Source organism: Sphaerisporangium sp. NPDC049003 (assembly GCF_043197795.1).
Taxonomy (GTDB): Bacteria; Actinomycetota; Actinomycetes; order Streptosporangiales; family Streptosporangiaceae; genus Sphaerisporangium.
In genome coordinates this window covers 34,483-53,219 of sequence record NZ_JBICTU010000007.1, presented here as the reverse complement: position 1 = coordinate 53,219, position 18,737 = coordinate 34,483, and the positions used below count along the sequence as shown (strand labels likewise).

Below are 18,737 nucleotides of genomic sequence, written 5' to 3'. Positions count from 1 at the left end.
CAGACGTCAAGGACGTCAGGGCGGAACCGAACAAGGGAGTTCCGATGGGCTCGCTCGGCTTCTGGAGGCTCGCGCAGGCGGATCCCGGCTGGATCGCGGCGGTGGATCCCGACGGCACCGAGTACACGGCCGGGGAGCTGCTCGCCCGGGCCAACCGCCTCGTCCACGGCCTGCGCGCCCTCGGCCTGAAGGCGGGCGACGGCATCTGCGGCCTGGTGCCGAACGGGGTCGACGGCCTCACCGTCTACCTCGCCGCGTTGCAGGCGGGCTGGTACTACACCCCGGTCAACTGGCACCTCACCGGGCCCGAGATCGCGTACATCGTCTCCGACAGCGAGGCCAAGGCGTTCTTCGTCCACGAGCGGTACGCCAAGGAGGGCGCGCGGGGGGCCGAGGCGATCGAGGCGGACCGGCGGTTCTCGTTCGGCTCGATCGAAGGGTTCCGGCCGGTGTCGGAGCTCACCGTGGGACGGCCCGAGACGCTGCCCGGCGAGCGTACGGCCGGCGCGACCATGCACTACACCTCCGGGACGACGGGCAGGCCCAAGGGCGTCAGGCGACCGCTGAACGGGCTCGATCCGGACGACGCGGCCGAGCTGATGGCGTTCCTGCTCTCGCTGTTCGGGGTCACGGCGGGCAGGCCCAACGCCCACCTGGTGACCTCGCCCAACTACCACACGGCGGTCACGCAGTTCGGCGGCACGTCGCTGCACATGGGGCACACGCTCGTCTACATGGACAAGTGGGACCCGGAGGAGACGCTGCGGCTCTGCGAGAAGTACCGGGTGACCAACTCCCACATGGTGCCCACGCACTTCAAGCGGCTGCTCGGCCTGCCCGACGAGGTCAAGCACAAGTACGACCTCTCCTCGCTGAAGTGGATGATCCACGCGGCCGCGCCCTGTCCGGTCCCGGTCAAGTGGGCGATGCTCGAATGGTGGGGCGACTGCATCTACGAGTACTACGCGGCGACCGAGGGCGGCGGCACCATCGCCACGCCGGAGGGGTGGAAGAAGCACCCGGGCACGGTCGGCACGGCCTGGCCGATCAGCGAGCTGCTCATCGTGGACGACGACCACGAGCCCGTCCCGGCGGGCACCCCCGGCACGATCTACATGAAGATGGGGGGCCTGCGCTTCGAGTACAAGGGCGACCCCGCCAAGACCGAGGAGAACCGGCTCAGGGACCACTTCACCGTCGGTGACATCGGCTATCTCGACGAGGAAGGCTTCCTGTTCCTCTGCGACCGCAAGGCCGACATGATCATCTCGGGTGGCACCAACATCTACCCGGCCGAGATCGAGAACGAGCTGGTGGTCCATCCGAAGGTGGCCGACGTCGCCGTCTTCGGGATCCCGGACGACGAGTGGGGTGAGCAGATCAAGGCCGTCGTCGAGCCCGCTCCCGGCGTCGCTCCGGGGCCGGAGCTGGCGGGCGAGATCCTGCGGTCACTCGAAGGACGGCTGGCCAAGATGAAGTGGCCGCGTTCGATCGACTTCATCGAGGAGATGCCGCGCGAGCCGAACGGCAAGCTCCTCAAGCGCAAGCTCCGTGATCCCTACTGGGAGGGCCGAGACCGTGCCATCTGATCCGCTCGTCGCCGAGCATGTGCTGGAGTTCCCCGGGGGGTACACCCGCACGACGGGACCCGTGATCGGGCGTTTCCTCACGGAGTTACGCGACGGGCGGATCGTCGGGGTGCGTACGGCCGACGACCGCGTGCTGGTGCCGCCCCTGGAGTACGACCCGGCCACCGGCGAGGCCGTGACCGGCACGTTCGTCGAGGTCGGCCCGGCGGGCACCGTGCTCGGCTGGGCCTGGGTGGAGACGCCGCGCAAGGGACACCCACTCGACCGGCCGTTCGCCTGGGCGCTGGTCAAGCTCGACGGCGCGGACACCTCGCTGGTCCACGCGGTCGACGCCGGCGACGTCAAGGCGATGCGGCCCGGCCTGCGGGTGCGTCCCCGGTTCCGGCCGGAGGCCGAGCGCGTCGGGCACATCACCGACATTTCGTGCTTCGTTCCTGAGGTCACCACGATGGTCTCGCACGTCCGCACCGAGTACCGCGTCCAGGCCGGCCGATCGCTCGCCCGCTTCCTCGAAGGCGTCCGCGAAGGCGTCTTCCTGGCCGGGCGCTGCACGCACTGCGACAAGGTCTACGTGCCCTACCGCACCACCTGCCCGCAGTGCGGCTCGTCCATCAGTGAGGAGGTGGAGCTGCCCGGCACCGGCACCGTCACCACCTTCGCCATCAACAACCTGCCCGATCCCCGCGCGCCCGAGGTGCCGTTCGTCTCGGCCTACATCCTGCTCGACGGGGCGGACGTCCCGATGATCGCGCTGATGGGCGACGTGCCCGCCCACGAGGTGCGGCAGGGCATGCGGGTGAGGGCCGTCTGGGTGCCTCCCGAGGAGCGCACCCTCTCCATGACCAACATCAGGTGGTTCGCCCCCACGGGCGAGCCCGACGCCGAACTGTGAGCGAGCGAGCGGTGAGGACGTGTGAGCGAGCGAGCTGTGAAGACCTGTTGAGTGAGCGAGCTGTGAGGACCTGTTGAGTGAGCGAGCTGTGAGGACCTGTTGAGTGAGCGAGCTGTGAGGATCGACGGCGCGAGCCGCGTGAGGGGAGGGTCGCGTGCGTGAGGTAGCGGTCGTCGCGTTCGCCCAGACCAGGCACACCGGCCACGACGAGGGACTGACCGAGCCCGAGCTGATCTCGCCGGTGATCCAGGAGGTCAAGCGGCTGTCCGGCCTGACGAGGTTCGGCTTCACCTGCTCGGGAAGCTGTGACTACCTCGCGGGGGCGCCGTTCTCGTTCGTCTCCGCGCTGGACGCCATCGGCGCCTGGCCGCCGATCTCCGAGAGCCATGTCGAGATGGACGCCGCCTGGGCCCTGTACGAGGCGTGGGTGCGCCTCCAGCATGGCGACGTGGACTCGGCGCTGGTGTACGGCTACGGCAAGTCCTCCCAGGGCGACCTGCGGGAGATCATGACGCTCCAGCTCGACCCGTACTATCTGGCTCCGCTCGGCCTCGACCAGGTCTCCTTCGCCGCGCTGCAGGCGAGCGCGCTGGGCGCCGACCCGGGCGAGCTCCGCGAGATCGTACGGCGCAGCCGCGCCGACGGCAGGGCCAACCCGTACGCGCTGGACCTGCCCGAGCCAGGCGAGGAGGGGTACGAGGTACGGCCGCTGCGTCCGAGCGACGCCGCGCCCATCACCGACGGCGCGGCGGCGGTGGTGCTCGCGGCCGGCGACCTGGCCAGGGAGCTGGTCGAACGCCCGGCGTGGATCACGGGGATCGCCCATCGGACCGAACCCCATTACCTGGGCATGCGCGATCTCGCCCGGTCGGCGTCCGCCGCCGACGCCGCGCGGGCCGCGGGCGTCGGCAAGGGTCCGGTCGAGGTCGCCGAGCTGCACGCCCAGTTCAGCCACGAGGAGATCATCCTCCGCGAGGCGCTCGGGCTGCCGCCGGACACGGTGGTCAACCCCTCGGGCGGCCCTCTGGCCGCCAATCCCGTCATGGCCACCGGGCTGATCCGCGTCGGCGAGGCCGCCCGGCGCGTCATCGACGGCGGCGCGAGCCGAACCGTCGCCCACGCGTCGTCGGGCCCGTGCCTCCAGCAGAACCTCGTCACCGTGTTGGAGGCCTGACCATGGCAAACCGCTGCGCCGTCATCGGGGTCGGGCAGACCAAGTACCAGACCAGGCGGCGGGACGTCTCGATCGCCGGGCTGGTGCGCGAGGCCGCCATCCGCGCCCTGGAGGACGCCGAGCTGACGTTCAAGGACATCGACGCGGTCGTCATCGGCAAGGCCCCCGACCTGTTCGAGGGCGTCATGATGCCGGAGGCCTACCTCGCCGACGCGCTCGGCGCCGCGGGCAAGCCGGTGACCCGCGTCCACACCGCCGGCAGCGTGGGCGGCTCGACCGCGCTGGTCGGGGCCTCGCTCATCCAGGGCGGCGTACACGAGCGGGTGCTGGTGGTCGCCTTCGAGAAGCAGTCGGAGTCCAACGCGACGTGGGCGCTTTCGACGCACCTGCCGTTCAACGCCTCCCTGGTCGTGGGCGCGGGAGGGTACTTCGCCCCGCACATCCGCGAGTACATGCGGCGGTCGGGCGCCCCCGACCACATCGGCACGCTCGTCGCCGTCAAGGACCGGCGGAACGCCCTCAAGAACCCGTACGCGCACCTGAGGATCCCCGGCATCGACCGGGCCATGGTCGAGTCCACGCCGATGCTCTGGGAGCCGATCCGCTACCTGGAGACCTGCCCGTCCTCGGACGGCGCCTGCGCCATGGTGCTCGCCGCCGAGCACAAGGTGACGGGCACGCCCGCCTGGGTACACGGCACGGCCATGCGCTCGGAGCCCATCTTCCGCGCGGACCGCGACACGGTGAACCCGCAGGGCGGCAAGGACTGCGTCGCCGACGTCTACCGCCAGGCCGGTGTCACCGACCCCCGGCGGGAGATCGACGTCGCCGAGGTGTACGTCCCGTTCTCCTGGTACGAGCCGATGTGGCTGGAGAACCTCGGCTTCGCAGGGGAGGGCGAGGGCTGGAAGCTGACCGAGTCCGGGGCCACGGCGCTCGACGGGGACATCCCCTGGAACGCCTCCGGCGGCGTCCTCAGCTCGAACCCCATCGGCGCGTCCGGGCTGATCCGCTTCGCCGAGGCGGCGTTGCAGGTCAGGGGCCTCGCGGGGGAGCACCAGGTGGACGGGGCGCGCCGCGCGCTCGGCCACGCGTACGGCGGGGGCGCCCAGTTCTTCGCCATGTGGATCGTCGGGAGTGACCGGCCGTGAGGGTCTTCAGCCACGACTTCTAAGGAGCGTCCCCGATGGAGTTCAACCACGCTGATCTGTTCGAGGGATTGGCCGACGCGATCGGGGACCGCGTGGCCGTCGTCTGCGGTGACACCCGCATGACCTACGCCGAGCTGGAGGCGCACGCCAACCGCCTCGCGCACTTCCTGCGGGACCGGGGCGTCGAGCCCGGACAGCACGTCGGCATCCACCTGTACAACGGCATCGAGTACATCGCGGGGATCCTGGCTGTACTGAAGATCAGGGCGGTGCCGGTCAACGTCAACTACCGGTACGTCGAGTCCGAGCTGCTCTACCTGTACACCGACTCCGACATCGTGGCCCTGCTGTTCGACGTGGAGTTCGACGACAGGGTGGCCGCCACCGCCCCGCGGTGCCCCAAGCTGGAGACCTTCGTCGCCGTCGGCGGCCCCTCGCGCGTCGAGGCCGCCGTGCCGTACGGGCAGGCCGTCGCCGGGCGGCCGTACGGGCGCGACGGCTTCCCCGCGCGGTCGGGCGACGACGTCTACATCATCTACACCGGCGGCACGACCGGCATGCCCAAAGGCGTCATGTGGCGCACCGAGGACCTGTTCATGGCCTTCGGCGGCGGCAACCCGTACGGGGAGCCGCACAGCGAGCCCGGGCAGGTCATCGAGACGGCGAGGAACACGGGGCCCATCGTCATGATGCCCGCCGCGCCGCTGATGCACGGAGCGGCGCAGATGGCCACGTTCATCGCGTGGTGGATGGGGGCGACCATCGTCTACACGCCGAGGTTCGACGCCTCCGAGGTGCTGCGCGCGGTGGAGCGCGAGAAGGTGCTTACGCTCAACATCACGGGTGACGCGATGGCGCGCCCCCTCGCGGACGAGATCGCCGCGGGGACGTACGACCTGTCGTCGCTCATGGTCCTGAGCTCGACCGGGGCCATCCTCACGGGCGCTGTACGCGATCGGCTGCGGGAGCTGCTGCCGAACGTGATGATCATCGACAGCTTCGGGTCGACGGAGTCCGGCTACACCGCCTCGGCCGTGGCGGGCTCGTCCCCGGAGTCCGGGCTGAAGTACCAGCCCAACGCGAGCTCCACGCTGGCCGTGCTGAACGACGCCCTGGAACCCGTGAAGCCGGGGTCCGGCGAGATGGGAACCGTGGCCAAGACGGGAAGCATCGCCTTCGGGTACTACAACGACCCGGACAAGACGAACAGGACCTTCGTCACCGACGCCGAGGGGACGCGCTGGTTACTCACCGGCGACCTCGCCAGAATCGAGGATGACGGGACGATCCTGGTCTTCGGGCGCGGCTCGCAGTGCATCAACAGCGGCGGCGAGAAGGTCTTCCCCGAGGAGGTCGAGGCCGTGCTCAAGGGACACCCGGCCGTGTTCGACGCCGTGGTGACCGGGATCCCGGACGACCGCTGGGGCAGCCGCGTCGCCGCCGTCGTCGAGCCCAGGGAGGGCGCCGAGCCGACGGCCGAGGAACTGGACGCGCACTGCCGGGGGAGGCTGTCGGGATACAAGGTGCCGCGTACGTACGCCTTCGTGGACCGCATGGTGCGCTCACCCGCGGGCAAGGCCGACTACCGCTGGGCCAAGGAGACCGCCCAGGCCACCCTCTCCTGACCGGGCCCGTTCAAGCGCAGGACGTTCGCCGTACGACACGGTGGCCCGCTGCCCGGGGAGGGGCATCCCACGGGTGATCATGGAGCCCAGTGCACCCTCCGAGGGCTCGTTCAGGACTCGCGCGCGCCGTCACCGGCGAGCGCGGCGACGGCTCCGAGGCCGATGTAGACGAGCCCGCTGGCGATGTCGAGCCGCCGGGTGGCCCTGACGGAGCGGCGCAGGCGGCCGGCGAGGGCGGCGGACAGCAGGGCGTAGCTGCCGTCGCTGGCCATCCCGAGGGCGATCCAGATGAGACCGAGCACCACGATCTGGCCCGCGACCGGGCCGCGTGCCGGGTCGACGAACTGCGGAAGGAAGGCCAGGAAGAAGATCGCCGTCTTGGGGTTGAGCACGTTGACCACGAAGCCCTCCCCGAACAGCCTCGGCCGGGACACGGGCGCGACCTGCTTGGCGAGGTCGCCGGTACGGGAGAAGAGCTTCCGCAGGCCGAGGTAGACGAGGTAGGCAGCGCCGAGGTACTTGACCAGGGCGAACGCCGTGGCCGAGGCTGCGAGCAGCGCGCTGATGCCAAGGGCGGCGGCGGCCACGTGGACCACCGAGCCCGCGTGGATGCCCGCGACGGAGACCAGCCCGGCCGTACGTCCCTGCGCCACGCTCCGCGTCACGATGTAGACGACGGCGGGGCCGGGTACGAGCAGCAGCGCGAGGGTCGCCGCGGCGAAGATCGCGAGTGTGGTGATAGGTGGCATGCCGCTGATGCTAGGAAATGCCTGGTAATCCGGTCCAGCGCATTTCGGGGTGTCCGACGCCCCTCTCGGCCGCCCGGTGGCGGAGCCTGCCCGTGTCGGTCAGCCGGCGTGTTGGCACTGGACCAATGGATGACTTTGCCGCAGCGTGGTGTCCGTGAATACGACATCGCCATCCATTACCGACGTCCTCGACGCCGCGCGCCTGATCGCTCCGCACCTGCCGGAGACCCCCATGTGGTCCTATCCGGTGCTCAACGAGCGGCTGGGGACCGAGACGCTCGTCAAGCACGAGAACACCCAGCCCACCGGCGCGTTCAAGGTGCGCGGAGGGATCAACCTGCTCGCCCGCATGCCCGGGGACCAGCGGGCGGCCGGAGTGCTGACCTATTCCACGGGCAACCACGCCCAGTCGATCGCGTACGCGGCCCGTATCTTCGGCGCGCCCTGCACGATCGTGATGCCCGAGAACCCGAACCCGGCCAAGGTCGCGGCGGTCGAGGCACTCGGCGCCACCGTGGAGATCAAGGGAGCCACGATGGTGGAGGCGGGCGAGTACGCTGCCACGCTCGCCGTGGACCGGGGGAACCGCCTGATCAGCCCCGCCGACGAGCCCGGTTTGATCGCCGGGGTCGGCACGCTGTACCTGGAGATGCTGACCCGCCGTCCGGACCTCGACGCGATCTTCGTCCCGGTGGGGTCGGGTACGGGCGCGGCGGGCGCGTGCCTGGTCGCGAAGGCGGTCGCACCCGGGTGCCGGGTGATCGCCGTACAGTCGTCGCTGGCGCCGGCCGCTCACGACTCGTGGCGGGCGGGCGAGCCGGTCAGGCGGCCGGTGCGGACGGTGGCGGACGGCCTCGCGACCGGATCCGCCTTCGCGCTGCCGCAGGAGATCATGCGCGATCTGGACGGCTTCACGCTGGTCACCGATGACGACCTTCGTCTTGCCCAGTGGCTGCTGCTCGCCGAGGCGCACACGCTCACCGAACTGGCCGGGGCCGCCGCGCTGGCCGCCCTCATCAGCAGGAAGGAGGAGTTCGCGGGACGCAAGGTAGGCGTCGTCTGCACCGGCGCCAACGCCGGCCCCGCCGAACTCCAACGCGTCCTGTCCACTGCGTATCCGACGGCTGCGAACCACGGCTGATCACGACGAGGGCGCTACCTGGTGGGCCGGTTGGGTTGTTGTTCCCTCCCGGCACCCATTGCCGGGGGGACCCATCTGCTTCCCACCCAGCAATACGCCCATACAACACGGCGACCAGGGAGTACGGCGACCACTGGATACACCCGGTGCGGCGTTTGGGTGGGGAGCCCCTGGGCTATTCAGGCACGTTCGTGCCGGCGATGCGGCCGTGGATGAGGTCGGTGAGGGTGGCGTGGACCTCGGTCAGGGGGCGCTCGGGGTGAAGTGCCCGGCGCTCGATCGAGACCGTGAGGACCATCCCGAACACCGCCGTCGCCGCCGTCTCCACGTCGAGATCCGCCCGCAACTCTCCAGCGTCGACGGCCTCCCGCAACACGTCGGCGTACACCCCGAGTGCCTGCCTGCGGAGCCGTGCCACCGCCTCCTCCCAGGTGGTGCGCCACATCTCGGCCAGCAGCACTCGGGCGAACGCGCCGTACTCCTCGAAGAAGCGAAGCTGCGCCATCACCACCGCGTCAAGCCGTTGAAGCGGCGCGGAAGCCGGTCCGCCAGGCGGGTTAGGGACGGGTGCCCCACCGGGCGGGGTGAGGGTGGAAGACCCACCTGGTGGGGTGAGGGCGGGAGTCTCGCCGGGGGGCTTGTCGGTGAGGGCATCGTTGAGAGTGTCGGCGAGCCGTTGGATGCCGTGGTCCAGGAGAGCGACGAACAGGCCGTCCTTGCTGCCGAAGTTGTAGAAGACGGTGCCTTTGGCGACCCCGGCGCGGTCGGCGATCGCGTCGACCGTTGTGGCGGTGTAACCCTGCTCGGCGATCAGCTCCACCGCGGCCATGTAGAGCTTGAGCTGGGTCTCCATCTTGCTCATATCAACAGCCCCGGCTTGCTCGTGCGGACGTTTCCAGCTTGCGGACAGGGGAGCTGCGGCTCGTTGACGCACACGTCTCCGGCCTCCGCATGGGCGGCTTGTTCGTACGGATGTCTCTGGTTTCCGGATGAGGGTGCTGCGGCTTGTTGGTGCGGGTGTTTCTGGTTTCCGTCATAGCGACAGCTCTGGGTGGAGGCGGCGCGGGGACCAGGTTCTGGCTCGGTGTGCGGCGAGGACGGTCAGGGCCAGGCCGAGGGCGGTGAAGGCGGTGAGCACGCCGCAAGCCTGCCACACCACGGTCGCGTCGCCGCCGCTGATCAGCCGGCGGAGCGCCCGTACGACCCAGCTCATCGGGAGCCAGGGCGAGATCGCCTGGAAGAACCCGGGGGAGGTCTCGATGGGATAGGTGCCGGCCGCCGAGGTGAGCTGCAGCATGAGCAGCGCCAGCACGAGCACCCGTCCGGCCGGGCCCACAAGGGCGTTGACGGCCTGGACGAGAGCGAGGAATGCCGTGACCGTGAGCGCCAGCAGGCCGAACATGCCCGCCCAGTTCGCCGCGTCGAGCCCGAGGCCGAACCGGATGACTCCCAGCAGCACGGCCACCTGCAGGAAGCCCATGGTGACACCCGGCAGCCAGCCGGCCGTCGCGATGCGCCAGGCGGGGGCGGAGCCCGCGAGCAGGCGAGGGTTCAGCGGGCGCAGGACCATGTAGGTCACCATGGCGCCGACCCACAGCGCCAAGGGGATGAAGAACGGCGCGAAGCCCGTGCCGTAGTTGGGCACGCTGTTGTCGACCTCGCTGTCGAGCCTGACGGGGTCGCTCATCATGCCCGTACGGCTGTCGCGCTCGGAGGCGGTGTAGTCGGGAATCTTGCCGGCGCCGTCGCTGAGACCGCTCGCCAGGTCGTCCGAGCCGTCGGCCAGCTTCACCAGGCCATGGTCGAGCTTGCCGGCCCCCGCGCGCAGCTTGCCGATGCCGCTGTCGAGCCGGCCCGCGCCCTCACCGAGTGCCGCGAGGCCCCCGCTGAGCTGGTCGGCGCCGGTGCTCAGACCGGCGAGGCCCGAGCCGAGCCGTGCCGTGGCGCTCACGGCGCTGCCGGTGCCCTCGCTGAGCTTCGCCGAGCCGTCGGCGAGCTGCTTCAGCCCGCTGTCGAGCTCGTTGAACTTGTCGCGCGCCGCGTCGAGCTTCGCGCCGAGCTTGGGCGCGGCGGCGGCGAGCTCGCGCGCGGCCTCGGCGACCGCGTGCGCGTCACGCCGGACGTCGTCGATGGCGGCGCTCCGCTCCTGGACGCGGTCCTGGAGGCGACCGGCCGAGTCGGCGAGCGACCTGGCCGAGTCGGCGGCGTCGCCGAGAAGCGAGCGCAGCTCCGGATCGGCGTCGGGGTGGTCGTCGAGCCATGCCTCGACCGCGCGCAGGTCGCGCTGGGCGCGGGCGGCGTCGCCGCCGACCTCCGAGGGGAGGTCGCCGAGCCCTGCGGCGACGAGGTCGGCCCCCCTGGCCACGGCGAGTGCCGCCTGCCGGATCTTGTGACCGTTCTCCGTGAGGATCGGCACGTAGGTGTCGGCCGCTCCGTTGACGGTGCCGGAGTAGGCGTGCACCTTCTTGTACGCCTGGGCGTTGCCGGTGGCGAGCTTCGCGGCGCCTCGGTCGAGCTCGGCCAGGCCCTCGCGCAGGGTCGCCGCGCCGCGCTGTGCCGTGGCCAGGCCTCCGGCCAGCCGCGCCGCGCCGCTCTGAGCCGTGGCCGCGCCCGAGGCGAGGCGGTGGGTGCCCTTCTGGGCGTCGCCGAGCCCGTCGTCGAGCGCGGAGGCGCCCTGGCTGGCGGCGGCCGCGCCGTCGCTCAGCTTGCCGGCTCCCTCGGCGGCCTTCGCTGTGGCGTCGTGGATGTCGCCGAAGGACAGGAAGACGCGGTCGAGGTAGTCGTGGATCGCGCTGCGGCCGGCTGCCTCCTTGACCTCGGAGAAGACCGCGTCGGAGATCGTGCGCATGATGTAGCTGCGCCCCGTGTCCACGCGTACGCCGAGTCGCGCCGCCGTGGGGACGCCGTCGCCGTCGGGCGAGGCGAGGTTCGCGCTGAAGTCGGCCGGGATCGTCAGGGACAGGTAATAGGTGCCGTCCCTCACGCCCTGGTCGGCCTGGCGGGCATCGACCTGGTGCCAGGCGAAGACCTCGCGGTCGCGCAGCTCGGCGGCGAGCTCGCCGCCCGCGTCGAGGGTCCTGCCGCCGACCGTCACGGGCCGGTCGGCCACGACCAGGGCGACGGGGATCCTGTCGAGGTTGCCCTGGGGATCCCAGAACGACCAGAGGTAGAGCCCGGCGTAGAGCAGCGGCAGCAGCACGACGGCGGCCAGCGCGGCCCGGGTCAGGCGCGATCTGGTGAACCGGCGCAGCTCCAGCCGCCCGAGCTGGAGCGGAAGCGGCTTCCTCACGACGACTCCTCTTCCTTCGCTTCCACTGCCGCTTCCGCCGGTATCTCGGCCACCGCTTCCGGCGGAGCCTGCGGCGGCTCCCGCCGGGTCTCTTCGGCCGATGCCCGGCCCTCTTCGGACGGACGGTCTTGCGGAGGTGTGGGCTGGGGCTCGGCGGGGTTGGAGGGCAGGGTGATCACGGTGTCGGCGCCGCCGGGTGGGTCGGTGGCGGAGGCGACCACGGTGAGGCCCTCGCGGGACAGGTCGCGCAGCGTCGTCATCAGGCCGGTGCGGTGGTCTTCACGCAGGCCGCCGTCGATGTCGTCGACCAGCAGGATCTCGGGCGCGTCGAGCAGGGCGAGGGCGATGCCCAGGCGCAGCCGCTGGTCGCGGCCGAGGTGGCGTACGAGGGTGCGGTCGGCGTGGGGCAGGCCGGACACGTCGAGCCCGGCCCGGGTGAGCGCGGCGTCGGCGGCGTGGCCGTCGCGACGGCGAAGCACGCTGGGCCGGAGCCGCTCGTGGGCGTGATCACGGATGGAGAGGGCGTCGTCGAGGTCGTTGACGCCGTCGAACAACCCGAGCGCGGTGACGCGGCGGATGCGACGACCGCTGGTGTGACCGCCGGTCACCAACGTGCCCTCGGTGGGGCGCATCCGCCCCCCGAGCGTCAGCAGCAGGCTCGTGCGACCGCTGCCGGTCTCGCCGGCGACCACGGTGACGCTTCCCTGGGGGATGTCGAGGTCGACGTCTCGGTAGACCCAGCCGTGCCCGCCCCTGAGTGACAGCCCGGTCGCGAGGATCGCCCGCGCCCCCTGGCCCTCGCCTTGCATCTCCATGCTCCCTGCCGCCTTGAACTGACCGGTCAGTTCAAAATCTACCACCGCCCAAGGGCGTGCGAGTCCCCGCGCCGTGAATGTTTCATCCCGTTCACATATATGAAATGCATCTGCTTATACGAAATCCTCGACAGTGCAGGTAGATGCCATACGGGTTTCGAGGAGGTGGGCAAGTGTTTCGTCCAGGTCACCAGCGGCATTGACAGTCGTTGGCGTTGTTCTACGTTTAGCTCGTTCGGTTACATGTATGGCGTCCACATATATGAACCGCGAGTCGAGGAGCGTGGTCGTGAACGTGATCGTGAGAAGAACCAGAGCGGGTGCGGTGCTGGCTGCGATGGTGGCGGCCGGTGTGGCGCTGGCGGGTGGTGTCGTGTCCGGGGTGTGGGCGGCGGCGGCGCCGACGTCGGGGACCTACAGCCTGGTCAACGCGGGTAGTGGTCTGTGCCTGGATGTTCCGGGTGGTAGCACGGCCGATGGTACGCAGTTGGTGCAGTACGGGTGTAACTCGGCGGCGAACCAGAGCTGGACGGTCACCTCGGTCAGCGGTGGGGTGACGTTGAAGGCGGGCAACAGCGGTAAGTGCGCGGGGGTCAAGGGTGCGAGCACCTCGGCGGGTGCGGCCGTTCAGCTGGAGAGCTGTTCGGGTGCCTTGTCGCAGACCTGGCAGCTGACCGCGTCGGGGTCGAACTACCGGGTGGTGAACGCCAACGGTGGTAAGTGCCTGAACATCAAGGACAACGCCACCAGCGCCAGCGCCCTGGTCCAGCAGAACTCCTGCGACTCGGTCAGCACCAAGCAGTGGACGCTGAACCCCGCCGGATCCACCCCCAGCAACACCCCGACTCCCACGCCCACCGTCACTCCTCCGCCCGGTAACGCCACGGGCCTGGTCGGCTGGGCCACCCAGGGCGGCGGTACCACCGGTGGCGGGAACACCAGCCCGACCACGGTGACCAGCGCCTCGGCGCTGACCAGCGCGCTGGCGGCCAGTGGCACCGCGGTCATCCGCGTCTCCGGGACGATCTCCTGCTCCGGGATGCTCAAGGTGACCTCGAACAAGAGCGTGCTCGGCAACGCGGGCGCCACGATCGTCGGCTGCGGGCTCAACGTGACCCAGGCGTCCAACGTCATCATCCGCAACCTGACCTTCAGGGACTGGGACGACGACGCCATCAACGTCCAGTACTCCACGCGGGTGTGGATCGACCACAACACCCTCAGCAACGGCTACGACGGGGCGATCGACATCAAGCGCGCCAGCGACTACGTCACCGTCTCGTGGAACCGGACCTTCAACCACGACAAGACCATGCTGCTCGGCCACAGCGACGACAACGGGTCGGAGGACAACGGCCACCTGCGGGTGACCTACCACCACAACTTCTTCGACGGCACCAACCAGCGTCACCCGCGCGTGCGCTTCGGCAACCCGGTGCACGTCTACAACAACTACTACGCCAACGTCGGCTCCTCCGGCGGGTACGGCGTCGCCTCCACCGAAGGGGCCGGCGTACTGGTCGAGGGCAACTACTTCGAGAACACCCCGGACCCGTTCCACCGCGGCGAGGCGTCCTCGTCCGCCGGGAGCCTGGTCGCGCGCAACAACTTCTTCGTGAACTCAGGAGCCGGGGACGCCGGAGGCAGCGTCGCCTCCATCCCCTACTCCTACACGCTCGACACTCCGTCGAACATCAAGTCGATCGTCAGCGGCGGCGCGGGCGCGGGCAAGATCAGCGTCTGACGCGCACGCGGGAACCCCGATGAACAAGGCCGGGACCGCGAGGTCCCACGAGCCGAGGAGCGTGATCGTGAGAAGAACCAGAGCGGGTGCGGTGCTGGCTGCGATGGTGGCGGCCGGTGTGGCGCTGGCGGGTGGTGTCGTGTCCGGGGTGTGGGCGGCGGCGGCGCCGACGTCGGGGACCTACAGCCTGGTCAACGCGGGTAGTGGTCTGTGCCTGGATGTTCCGGGTGGTAGCACGGCCGATGGTACGCAGTTGGTGCAGTACGGGTGTAACTCGGCGGCGAACCAGAGCTGGACGGTCACCTCGGTCAGCGGTGGGGTGACGTTGAAGGCGGGCAACAGCGGTAAGTGCGCGGGGGTCAAGGGCGCGAGCACCTCGGCGGGTGCGGCCGTTCAGCTGGAGAGCTGTTCGGGTGCCTCGTCGCAGACCTGGCAGCTGACCGCGTCGGGGTCGAACTACCGGGTGGTGAACGCCAACGGTGGTAAGTGCCTGAACATCAAGGACAACGCCACCAGCGCCAGCGCCCTGGTCCAGCAGAACTCCTGCGACTCGGTCAGCACCAAGCAGTGGACGCTGAACCCCGCCGGATCCACCCCCAGCAACACCCCGACGAGCACCCCGACCACGACCCCGACCAGCTCCCCGGGATCGTGGCCGAGCGCCAACGGCCAGCAGGCCGTGAGCAGCACCATCAGCGTCTCGGGCACTCTGGACGGCGGCCTGAAGCGCTACTACGCCACGGGGAACATGGGCGACGGCGGCCAGAGCGAGAGCCAGCTGCCCATCTTCGAGCTGGCGAACGGCGCGGTGCTGAAGAACGTGATCATCGGGGCTCCCGCGGCCGACGGCGTCCACTGCCTGGGCACCTGCACGCTGCAGAACGTCTGGTGGGAGGACGTGGGCGAGGACGCCGCGACGTTCATGGGGACCTCGTCGTCGCAGACGATGACCATCGACGGCGGCGGCGCCAGGAGCGCCACGGACAAGGTGTTCCAGCACAACGGCCCGGGCACGATGTACATCAGGAACTTCCAGGTCTCCGACTTCGGGAAGCTCTATCGAGCCTGCGGCAACTGTACGAACTCGTACAAGCGGGACGTGGTCATCTCCAACGTCACCGCGACCTCCCCGGGCAAGAGCCTGGCCGGGATCAACACCAACTGGGGCGACACCGCGAGGTTCTCCAACATCACGATCGTCAACGACTCCAGCAAGAAGATCGTGATCTGCGAGAAGTACAAGGGTGTGCCGAAGGGCAGCGAGCCCACGAAGATCGGAAGCGGTGCCGACGGCACCAACTGCCTCTACTCCTCGTCGGACATCACCTACAGGTAAGGCGCCCCGACCGGTAGGCCCCCGGAACCGCCCGAGGGCGGAGCACACGAATGCGGGAAGCCCCCGTGCCGACGGCACGGGGGCTTCTGGCTCGACCGGCGTCCGCGCTCCGGCAGGGAGCGGGGTGACGTACGGCGAAGCGGACCGCTCAGATGGTGCCGTAGTCCGCCAGGAACAGCGCCTCGGCGGTCGCCGCGCGGCGGAGCTCTTCGAGGACGAGCCGCTCGTTCGGCGCGTGGATCGCCGCGCCGTCGTCCTCGGCGCCGAACAGCAGGATCTCGGCGGCGGGGAACTGCCTCACCAGGGTCGCCACCAGCGGGATGGAACCGCCCGAGCCGATGTCACGCGGCGCCCGGCCGAACGCGCGCTCCATCGCGCGGTTCAGCGCGGCCCTGGCGCGTCCACCGGTGTCGGCGAGGTAGCCGGAGCCGAGGACCCGGTCGGTCACCGACACCTGCACGCCCCACGGCGCGGCCCGGCGAAGGTGCTCCACCACGTCGTCGGCGGCCGTGCCAGGATCGCCCGCCGGGGGGACCCGGACGGTGACGCGGGCCCGGGCCACGGCCTGGACGGCGTTGATCGCACCGTTGACGGTCGGCGCGTCGATGCCGGTGACCGTGATCGCGTACGAGGCCCACAGGCGGTCGGCCGGCGAGCCGGAACCGACCAGGGACACGCCGTCGAGCACCCCGGCGGTGGCGCGGAACTCCGCGTCGGAGGGGCCGGAGCCGAGGAAGACGCCACGCGGCAGGCCGGGGACCCTGATGTCGCCGTTGTCGTCGTGCAGCGAGGCGAGCATGCGGATCAGCGCCGACAGGGCGTCGGGGCTGGCGCCGCCGAACGAGCCGCTGTGCAGCGACTCCTTCAGGGACCTGACCTCGACGGTGAACGCGGCGAGGCCGCGCAGGGACGTCGTGACGGACGCCTCGCCCACGCTCGGGTTGCCGGTGTCGGCCACGACGATCGCGTCGGCGCGGAACAGCTCGGGGTTCTTCTCGACGAACGCCTCCAGGCGCTCGCCCGCGTACTCCTCCTGGCCCTCGACGACGACCTTGATCCCCACGGGGAAGCGGCCCTGGAAGGCCCGCAGCGCGAGCACGTGGGCGATGACGCCCGACTTGTCGTCGGCGGCGCCCCGGCCGTACAGCTCGCCGTCGACCAGGGTGGGCTCGAACGGGGCCGTGCGCCACAGCGAGAGGTCCCCGGCGGGCTGCACGTCGTAGTGCGCGTACAGGAGCACGGTGGGCGCCCCGGGAGGCGCGGGCGCCTCGCCGTAGACGGCGGGGAAGCTGCCTTCGACGGGGATCTGCCGGACGTGCGGCAGCCCCACGCTGCGCAAAAGCTCCTCGGTCATCGCGGCGGCCGCGTACACCGGCTCCTCCGGATGACCGGGGAAGGCGACCGAGGGGATGGAGACCAGCCGCCTCAGCTCGTCCACCGCCCGGGGCATCTCGGCTGTGACGGCGTTCTCGATTAGCTCAGGAGTCACGACTATCTGTTCCCCGCATCGACTGTGTTCTGATCCGACACATTGCATCACAGATGTGATACCGGCCGTGCCACCAGCGGCGAACGCCGTGATCACCGGTGCTCCGGGACGGCGTCCCCGCCGTCGCCAAGCCTTTGAGGAGTGGCGAAAAGCGCGACACCCCACACGGATTTCGTCGTTGTTACATACCGATATCACGGATTCCGAAGTTCTTGCATAGTGTCGCCACGCAACCAGTTGTAATCATCGGTGTGGAGCATGCACACTGAGGACAGTCGAGATCACTGAGGAAAGATAGCCATGACGCGACCTGAAACCGACACGGCCGCCGTCCTGAGGGCAGCGCAGGACAACCTGTGGATGCACTTCACCCGGCACAGCTCCTACGACGCCGGCGAGGTCCCGACGATCGTGCGGGGCGACGGTGCCCATATCTATGACATCCACGGCAAGCGCTACCTGGACGGCCTCTCCGGGCTGTTCGTCGTGCAGGTGGGCCACGGGCGCACCGAACTCGCCGAGGCCGCCGCGAAGCAGGCCCAGGAGCTCGCCTTCTTCCCCCTGTGGTCGTACGCCCACCCCAAGGCCGCCGAGCTGGCCCAGCGCCTCGCGGAGCTCGCCCCCGGTGACCTGAACCGTGTGTTCTTCACCACAGGCGGCGGCGAGGCCGTCGAGTCGGCGTGGAAGCTGGCCAAGCAGTACTTCAAGATCACCGGCAAGCCGGGCAAGCACAAGGTCATCAGCCGCGCGGTCGCCTACCACGGCACCCCGCAGGGCGCCCTGTCGATCACCGGCATCCCCGCGTTCAAGCAGCCCTTCGAGCCGCTCGTGCCGGGCTCGGTGCGCGTGCCGAACACCAACTACTACCGCGCCGGCGAGATCACCGGCTTCGACGACCTGACGCCCGAGCAGTTCGGGCGGTGGGCCGCCGACCAGGTGGGCAAGGCGATCGAGATGGAAGGCCCCGACAGCGTCGCGGCCGTCTTCGTAGAGCCGGTGCAGAACGCCGGAGGCTGCTTCCCGCCGCCGCCCGGGTACTTCCAGCGCCTGCGCGAGATCTGCGACCAGCACGACGTCCTGCTCGTCTCCGACGAGGTCATCTGCGCCTTCGGACGCCTCGGCACGATGTTCGGCGGGCAGAAGTTCGACTACGTGCCCGACATCATCACCTGCGCCAAGGGCATGACCAGCGGTTACTCGCCGATCGGCGCGATGATCGCCTCCGAGCGGCTGTTCGAGCCGTTCAGCACCGGCACCAACACCTTCTCCCACGGCTACACCTTCGGCGGGCACCCGGTCTCGGCGGCGGTCGCGCTCGCCAACCTCGACCTGTTCGAGCGTGAGGACCTCCTCGGCCACGTCCAGAAGAACGAGCCCGTCTTCCGCGCCACGCTGGAGAAGCTGCTCGACCTGCCGATCGTCGGAGACGTGCGCGGCTCCGGCTACTTCTACGGCATCGAGCTGGTCAAGGACAAGGCGACCAAGGAGACCTTCAACGAAGCCGAGTCCGAGCGCCTGCTGCGCGGCTTCCTTTCGCAGGCTCTGTTCGAGGCGGGTCTGTACTGCCGCGCCGACGACCGCGGCGACCCCGTCGTACAGCTCGCGCCGCCGCTCATCTGCGGGCCCAGGGAGTTCGACCAGATCGAGTCGATCCTCCGTACCGTCCTCACCGAGGCGTGGGCTCGCCTGTAGATCCCGTTTTTCCGCGTTTGTGCTGGTAGGGGCGCGTCCGCGTACCATCAT

The 18,737-nt window shown here is 70.0% G+C and carries 14 protein-coding genes; 9 read left to right on the top strand and 5 right to left on the bottom strand.

The genetic code is table 11. From position 1 onward, the window contains the following. Positions 1-44 precede the first annotated feature (44 nt). From ACGFIV_RS09620 to ACGFIV_RS09600, 5 genes are all read left to right on the top strand, one after another. Complete coding sequence (locus tag ACGFIV_RS09620; protein ID WP_392833595.1) at positions 45-1,589, top strand: acyl-CoA synthetase; 1,545 nt, start codon at positions 45-47, stop codon at positions 1,587-1,589. Beyond that, a complete protein-coding gene (locus ACGFIV_RS09615) occupies positions 1,579-2,481 on the top strand; it encodes an OB-fold domain-containing protein (protein ID WP_358549683.1) in 903 nt (300 codons plus the stop codon). The genes ACGFIV_RS09620 and ACGFIV_RS09615 overlap by 11 nt, the downstream gene beginning before the upstream one ends. Positions 2,482-2,635: 154 nt before the next feature. Further along, positions 2,636-3,655, top strand: coding sequence for a thiolase domain-containing protein (locus ACGFIV_RS09610; protein WP_358549685.1), 1,020 nt, complete (start codon positions 2,636-2,638; stop codon positions 3,653-3,655). A gap of 2 nt (positions 3,656-3,657) precedes the next feature. Then, the gene (locus tag ACGFIV_RS09605) at positions 3,658-4,806 is read left to right on the top strand and encodes a thiolase domain-containing protein (protein WP_358549687.1); all 1,149 of its coding nucleotides are present in this window, start codon (positions 3,658-3,660) and stop codon (positions 4,804-4,806) included. 35 nt (positions 4,807-4,841) lie between these two features. Next, the gene (locus tag ACGFIV_RS09600; RefSeq protein WP_392833590.1) at positions 4,842-6,431 is read left to right on the top strand and encodes an acyl-CoA synthetase; all 1,590 of its coding nucleotides are present in this window, start codon (positions 4,842-4,844) and stop codon (positions 6,429-6,431) included. Between the two features lie 110 nt (positions 6,432-6,541). Here the strand turns inward: ACGFIV_RS09600 and ACGFIV_RS09595 are convergent, their stop codons facing one another. After that, a complete protein-coding gene (locus ACGFIV_RS09595) occupies positions 6,542-7,180 on the bottom strand; it encodes a LysE family translocator (protein ID WP_358549691.1) in 639 nt (212 codons plus the stop codon). A 154-nt stretch (positions 7,181-7,334) separates the two neighbouring features. On the opposite strand from ACGFIV_RS09595, the gene ACGFIV_RS09590 reads away from it, so the two are divergent. Continuing rightward, a complete protein-coding gene (locus ACGFIV_RS09590; protein ID WP_358549693.1) occupies positions 7,335-8,321 on the top strand; it encodes a pyridoxal-phosphate dependent enzyme in 987 nt (328 codons plus the stop codon). 175 nt (positions 8,322-8,496) lie between these two features. On the opposite strand, the gene ACGFIV_RS09585 is transcribed toward ACGFIV_RS09590, so the two are convergent. From ACGFIV_RS09585 to ACGFIV_RS09575, 3 genes are all read right to left on the bottom strand, one after another. Beyond that, positions 8,497-9,183, bottom strand: a complete 687-nt coding sequence (locus ACGFIV_RS09585) for a TetR/AcrR family transcriptional regulator (RefSeq protein WP_358549695.1) — start codon at positions 9,181-9,183, stop codon at positions 8,497-8,499. Positions 9,184-9,354: 171 nt separating this feature from the next. Then, positions 9,355-11,610, bottom strand: coding sequence for a YhgE/Pip family protein (locus ACGFIV_RS09580; protein ID WP_392833584.1), 2,256 nt, complete (start codon positions 11,608-11,610; stop codon positions 9,355-9,357). Continuing rightward, positions 11,607-12,425 carry an ATP-binding cassette domain-containing protein gene (locus tag ACGFIV_RS09575; protein WP_358549699.1) on the bottom strand — a complete coding sequence of 273 codons (819 nt, stop codon included), beginning with the start codon at positions 12,423-12,425 and terminating at the stop codon, positions 11,607-11,609. The genes ACGFIV_RS09580 and ACGFIV_RS09575 overlap by 4 nt, the downstream gene beginning before the upstream one ends. 289 nt (positions 12,426-12,714) lie before the next feature. Here ACGFIV_RS09575 and ACGFIV_RS09570 point away from each other — a divergent pair, with 289 nt between their 5' ends. Both ACGFIV_RS09570 and ACGFIV_RS09565 read left to right on the top strand, forming a co-directional pair. Beyond that, on the top strand, positions 12,715-14,169 hold the full coding sequence (locus ACGFIV_RS09570; RefSeq protein ID WP_358549701.1) for an RICIN domain-containing protein: 1,455 nt from the start codon (positions 12,715-12,717) through the stop codon (positions 14,167-14,169). Between the two features lie 67 nt (positions 14,170-14,236). Continuing rightward, on the top strand, positions 14,237-15,505 hold the full coding sequence (locus tag ACGFIV_RS09565; protein ID WP_392833580.1) for a pectate lyase: 1,269 nt from the start codon (positions 14,237-14,239) through the stop codon (positions 15,503-15,505). Between the two features lie 148 nt (positions 15,506-15,653). Here the strand turns inward: ACGFIV_RS09565 and ACGFIV_RS09560 are convergent, their stop codons facing one another. Next, positions 15,654-16,994, bottom strand: a complete 1,341-nt coding sequence (locus ACGFIV_RS09560) for a M20/M25/M40 family metallo-hydrolase (protein WP_358549705.1) — start codon at positions 16,992-16,994, stop codon at positions 15,654-15,656. 300 nt (positions 16,995-17,294) lie between these two features. On the opposite strand from ACGFIV_RS09560, the gene ACGFIV_RS09555 reads away from it, so the two are divergent. Next, positions 17,295-18,686: an aspartate aminotransferase family protein gene (locus tag ACGFIV_RS09555; RefSeq protein WP_392833576.1), complete on the top strand. Its 1,392-nt coding sequence runs from the start codon at positions 17,295-17,297 to the stop codon at positions 18,684-18,686. Positions 18,687-18,737: the final 51 nt, after the last annotated feature.

Bases quoted from the DNA above. Each gene is read 5' to 3' on its own strand.
- ACGFIV_RS09555 (WP_392833576.1), top strand. From the start codon at position 17,295: ATGACGCGACCTGAAACCGACACGGCCGCCGTCCTGAGGGCAGCGCAG.
- ACGFIV_RS09595 (WP_358549691.1), bottom strand. From the start codon at position 7,180: ATGCCACCTATCACCACACTCGCGATCTTCGCCGCGGCGACCCTCGCG.
- ACGFIV_RS09600 (WP_392833590.1), top strand. From the start codon at position 4,842: ATGGAGTTCAACCACGCTGATCTGTTCGAGGGATTGGCCGACGCGATC.
- ACGFIV_RS09605 (WP_358549687.1), top strand. From the start codon at position 3,658: ATGGCAAACCGCTGCGCCGTCATCGGGGTCGGGCAGACCAAGTACCAG.
- ACGFIV_RS09575 (WP_358549699.1), bottom strand. From the start codon at position 12,425: ATGGAGATGCAAGGCGAGGGCCAGGGGGCGCGGGCGATCCTCGCGACC.
- ACGFIV_RS09585 (WP_358549695.1), bottom strand. From the start codon at position 9,183: ATGAGCAAGATGGAGACCCAGCTCAAGCTCTACATGGCCGCGGTGGAG.
- ACGFIV_RS09620 (WP_392833595.1), top strand. From the start codon at position 45: ATGGGCTCGCTCGGCTTCTGGAGGCTCGCGCAGGCGGATCCCGGCTGG.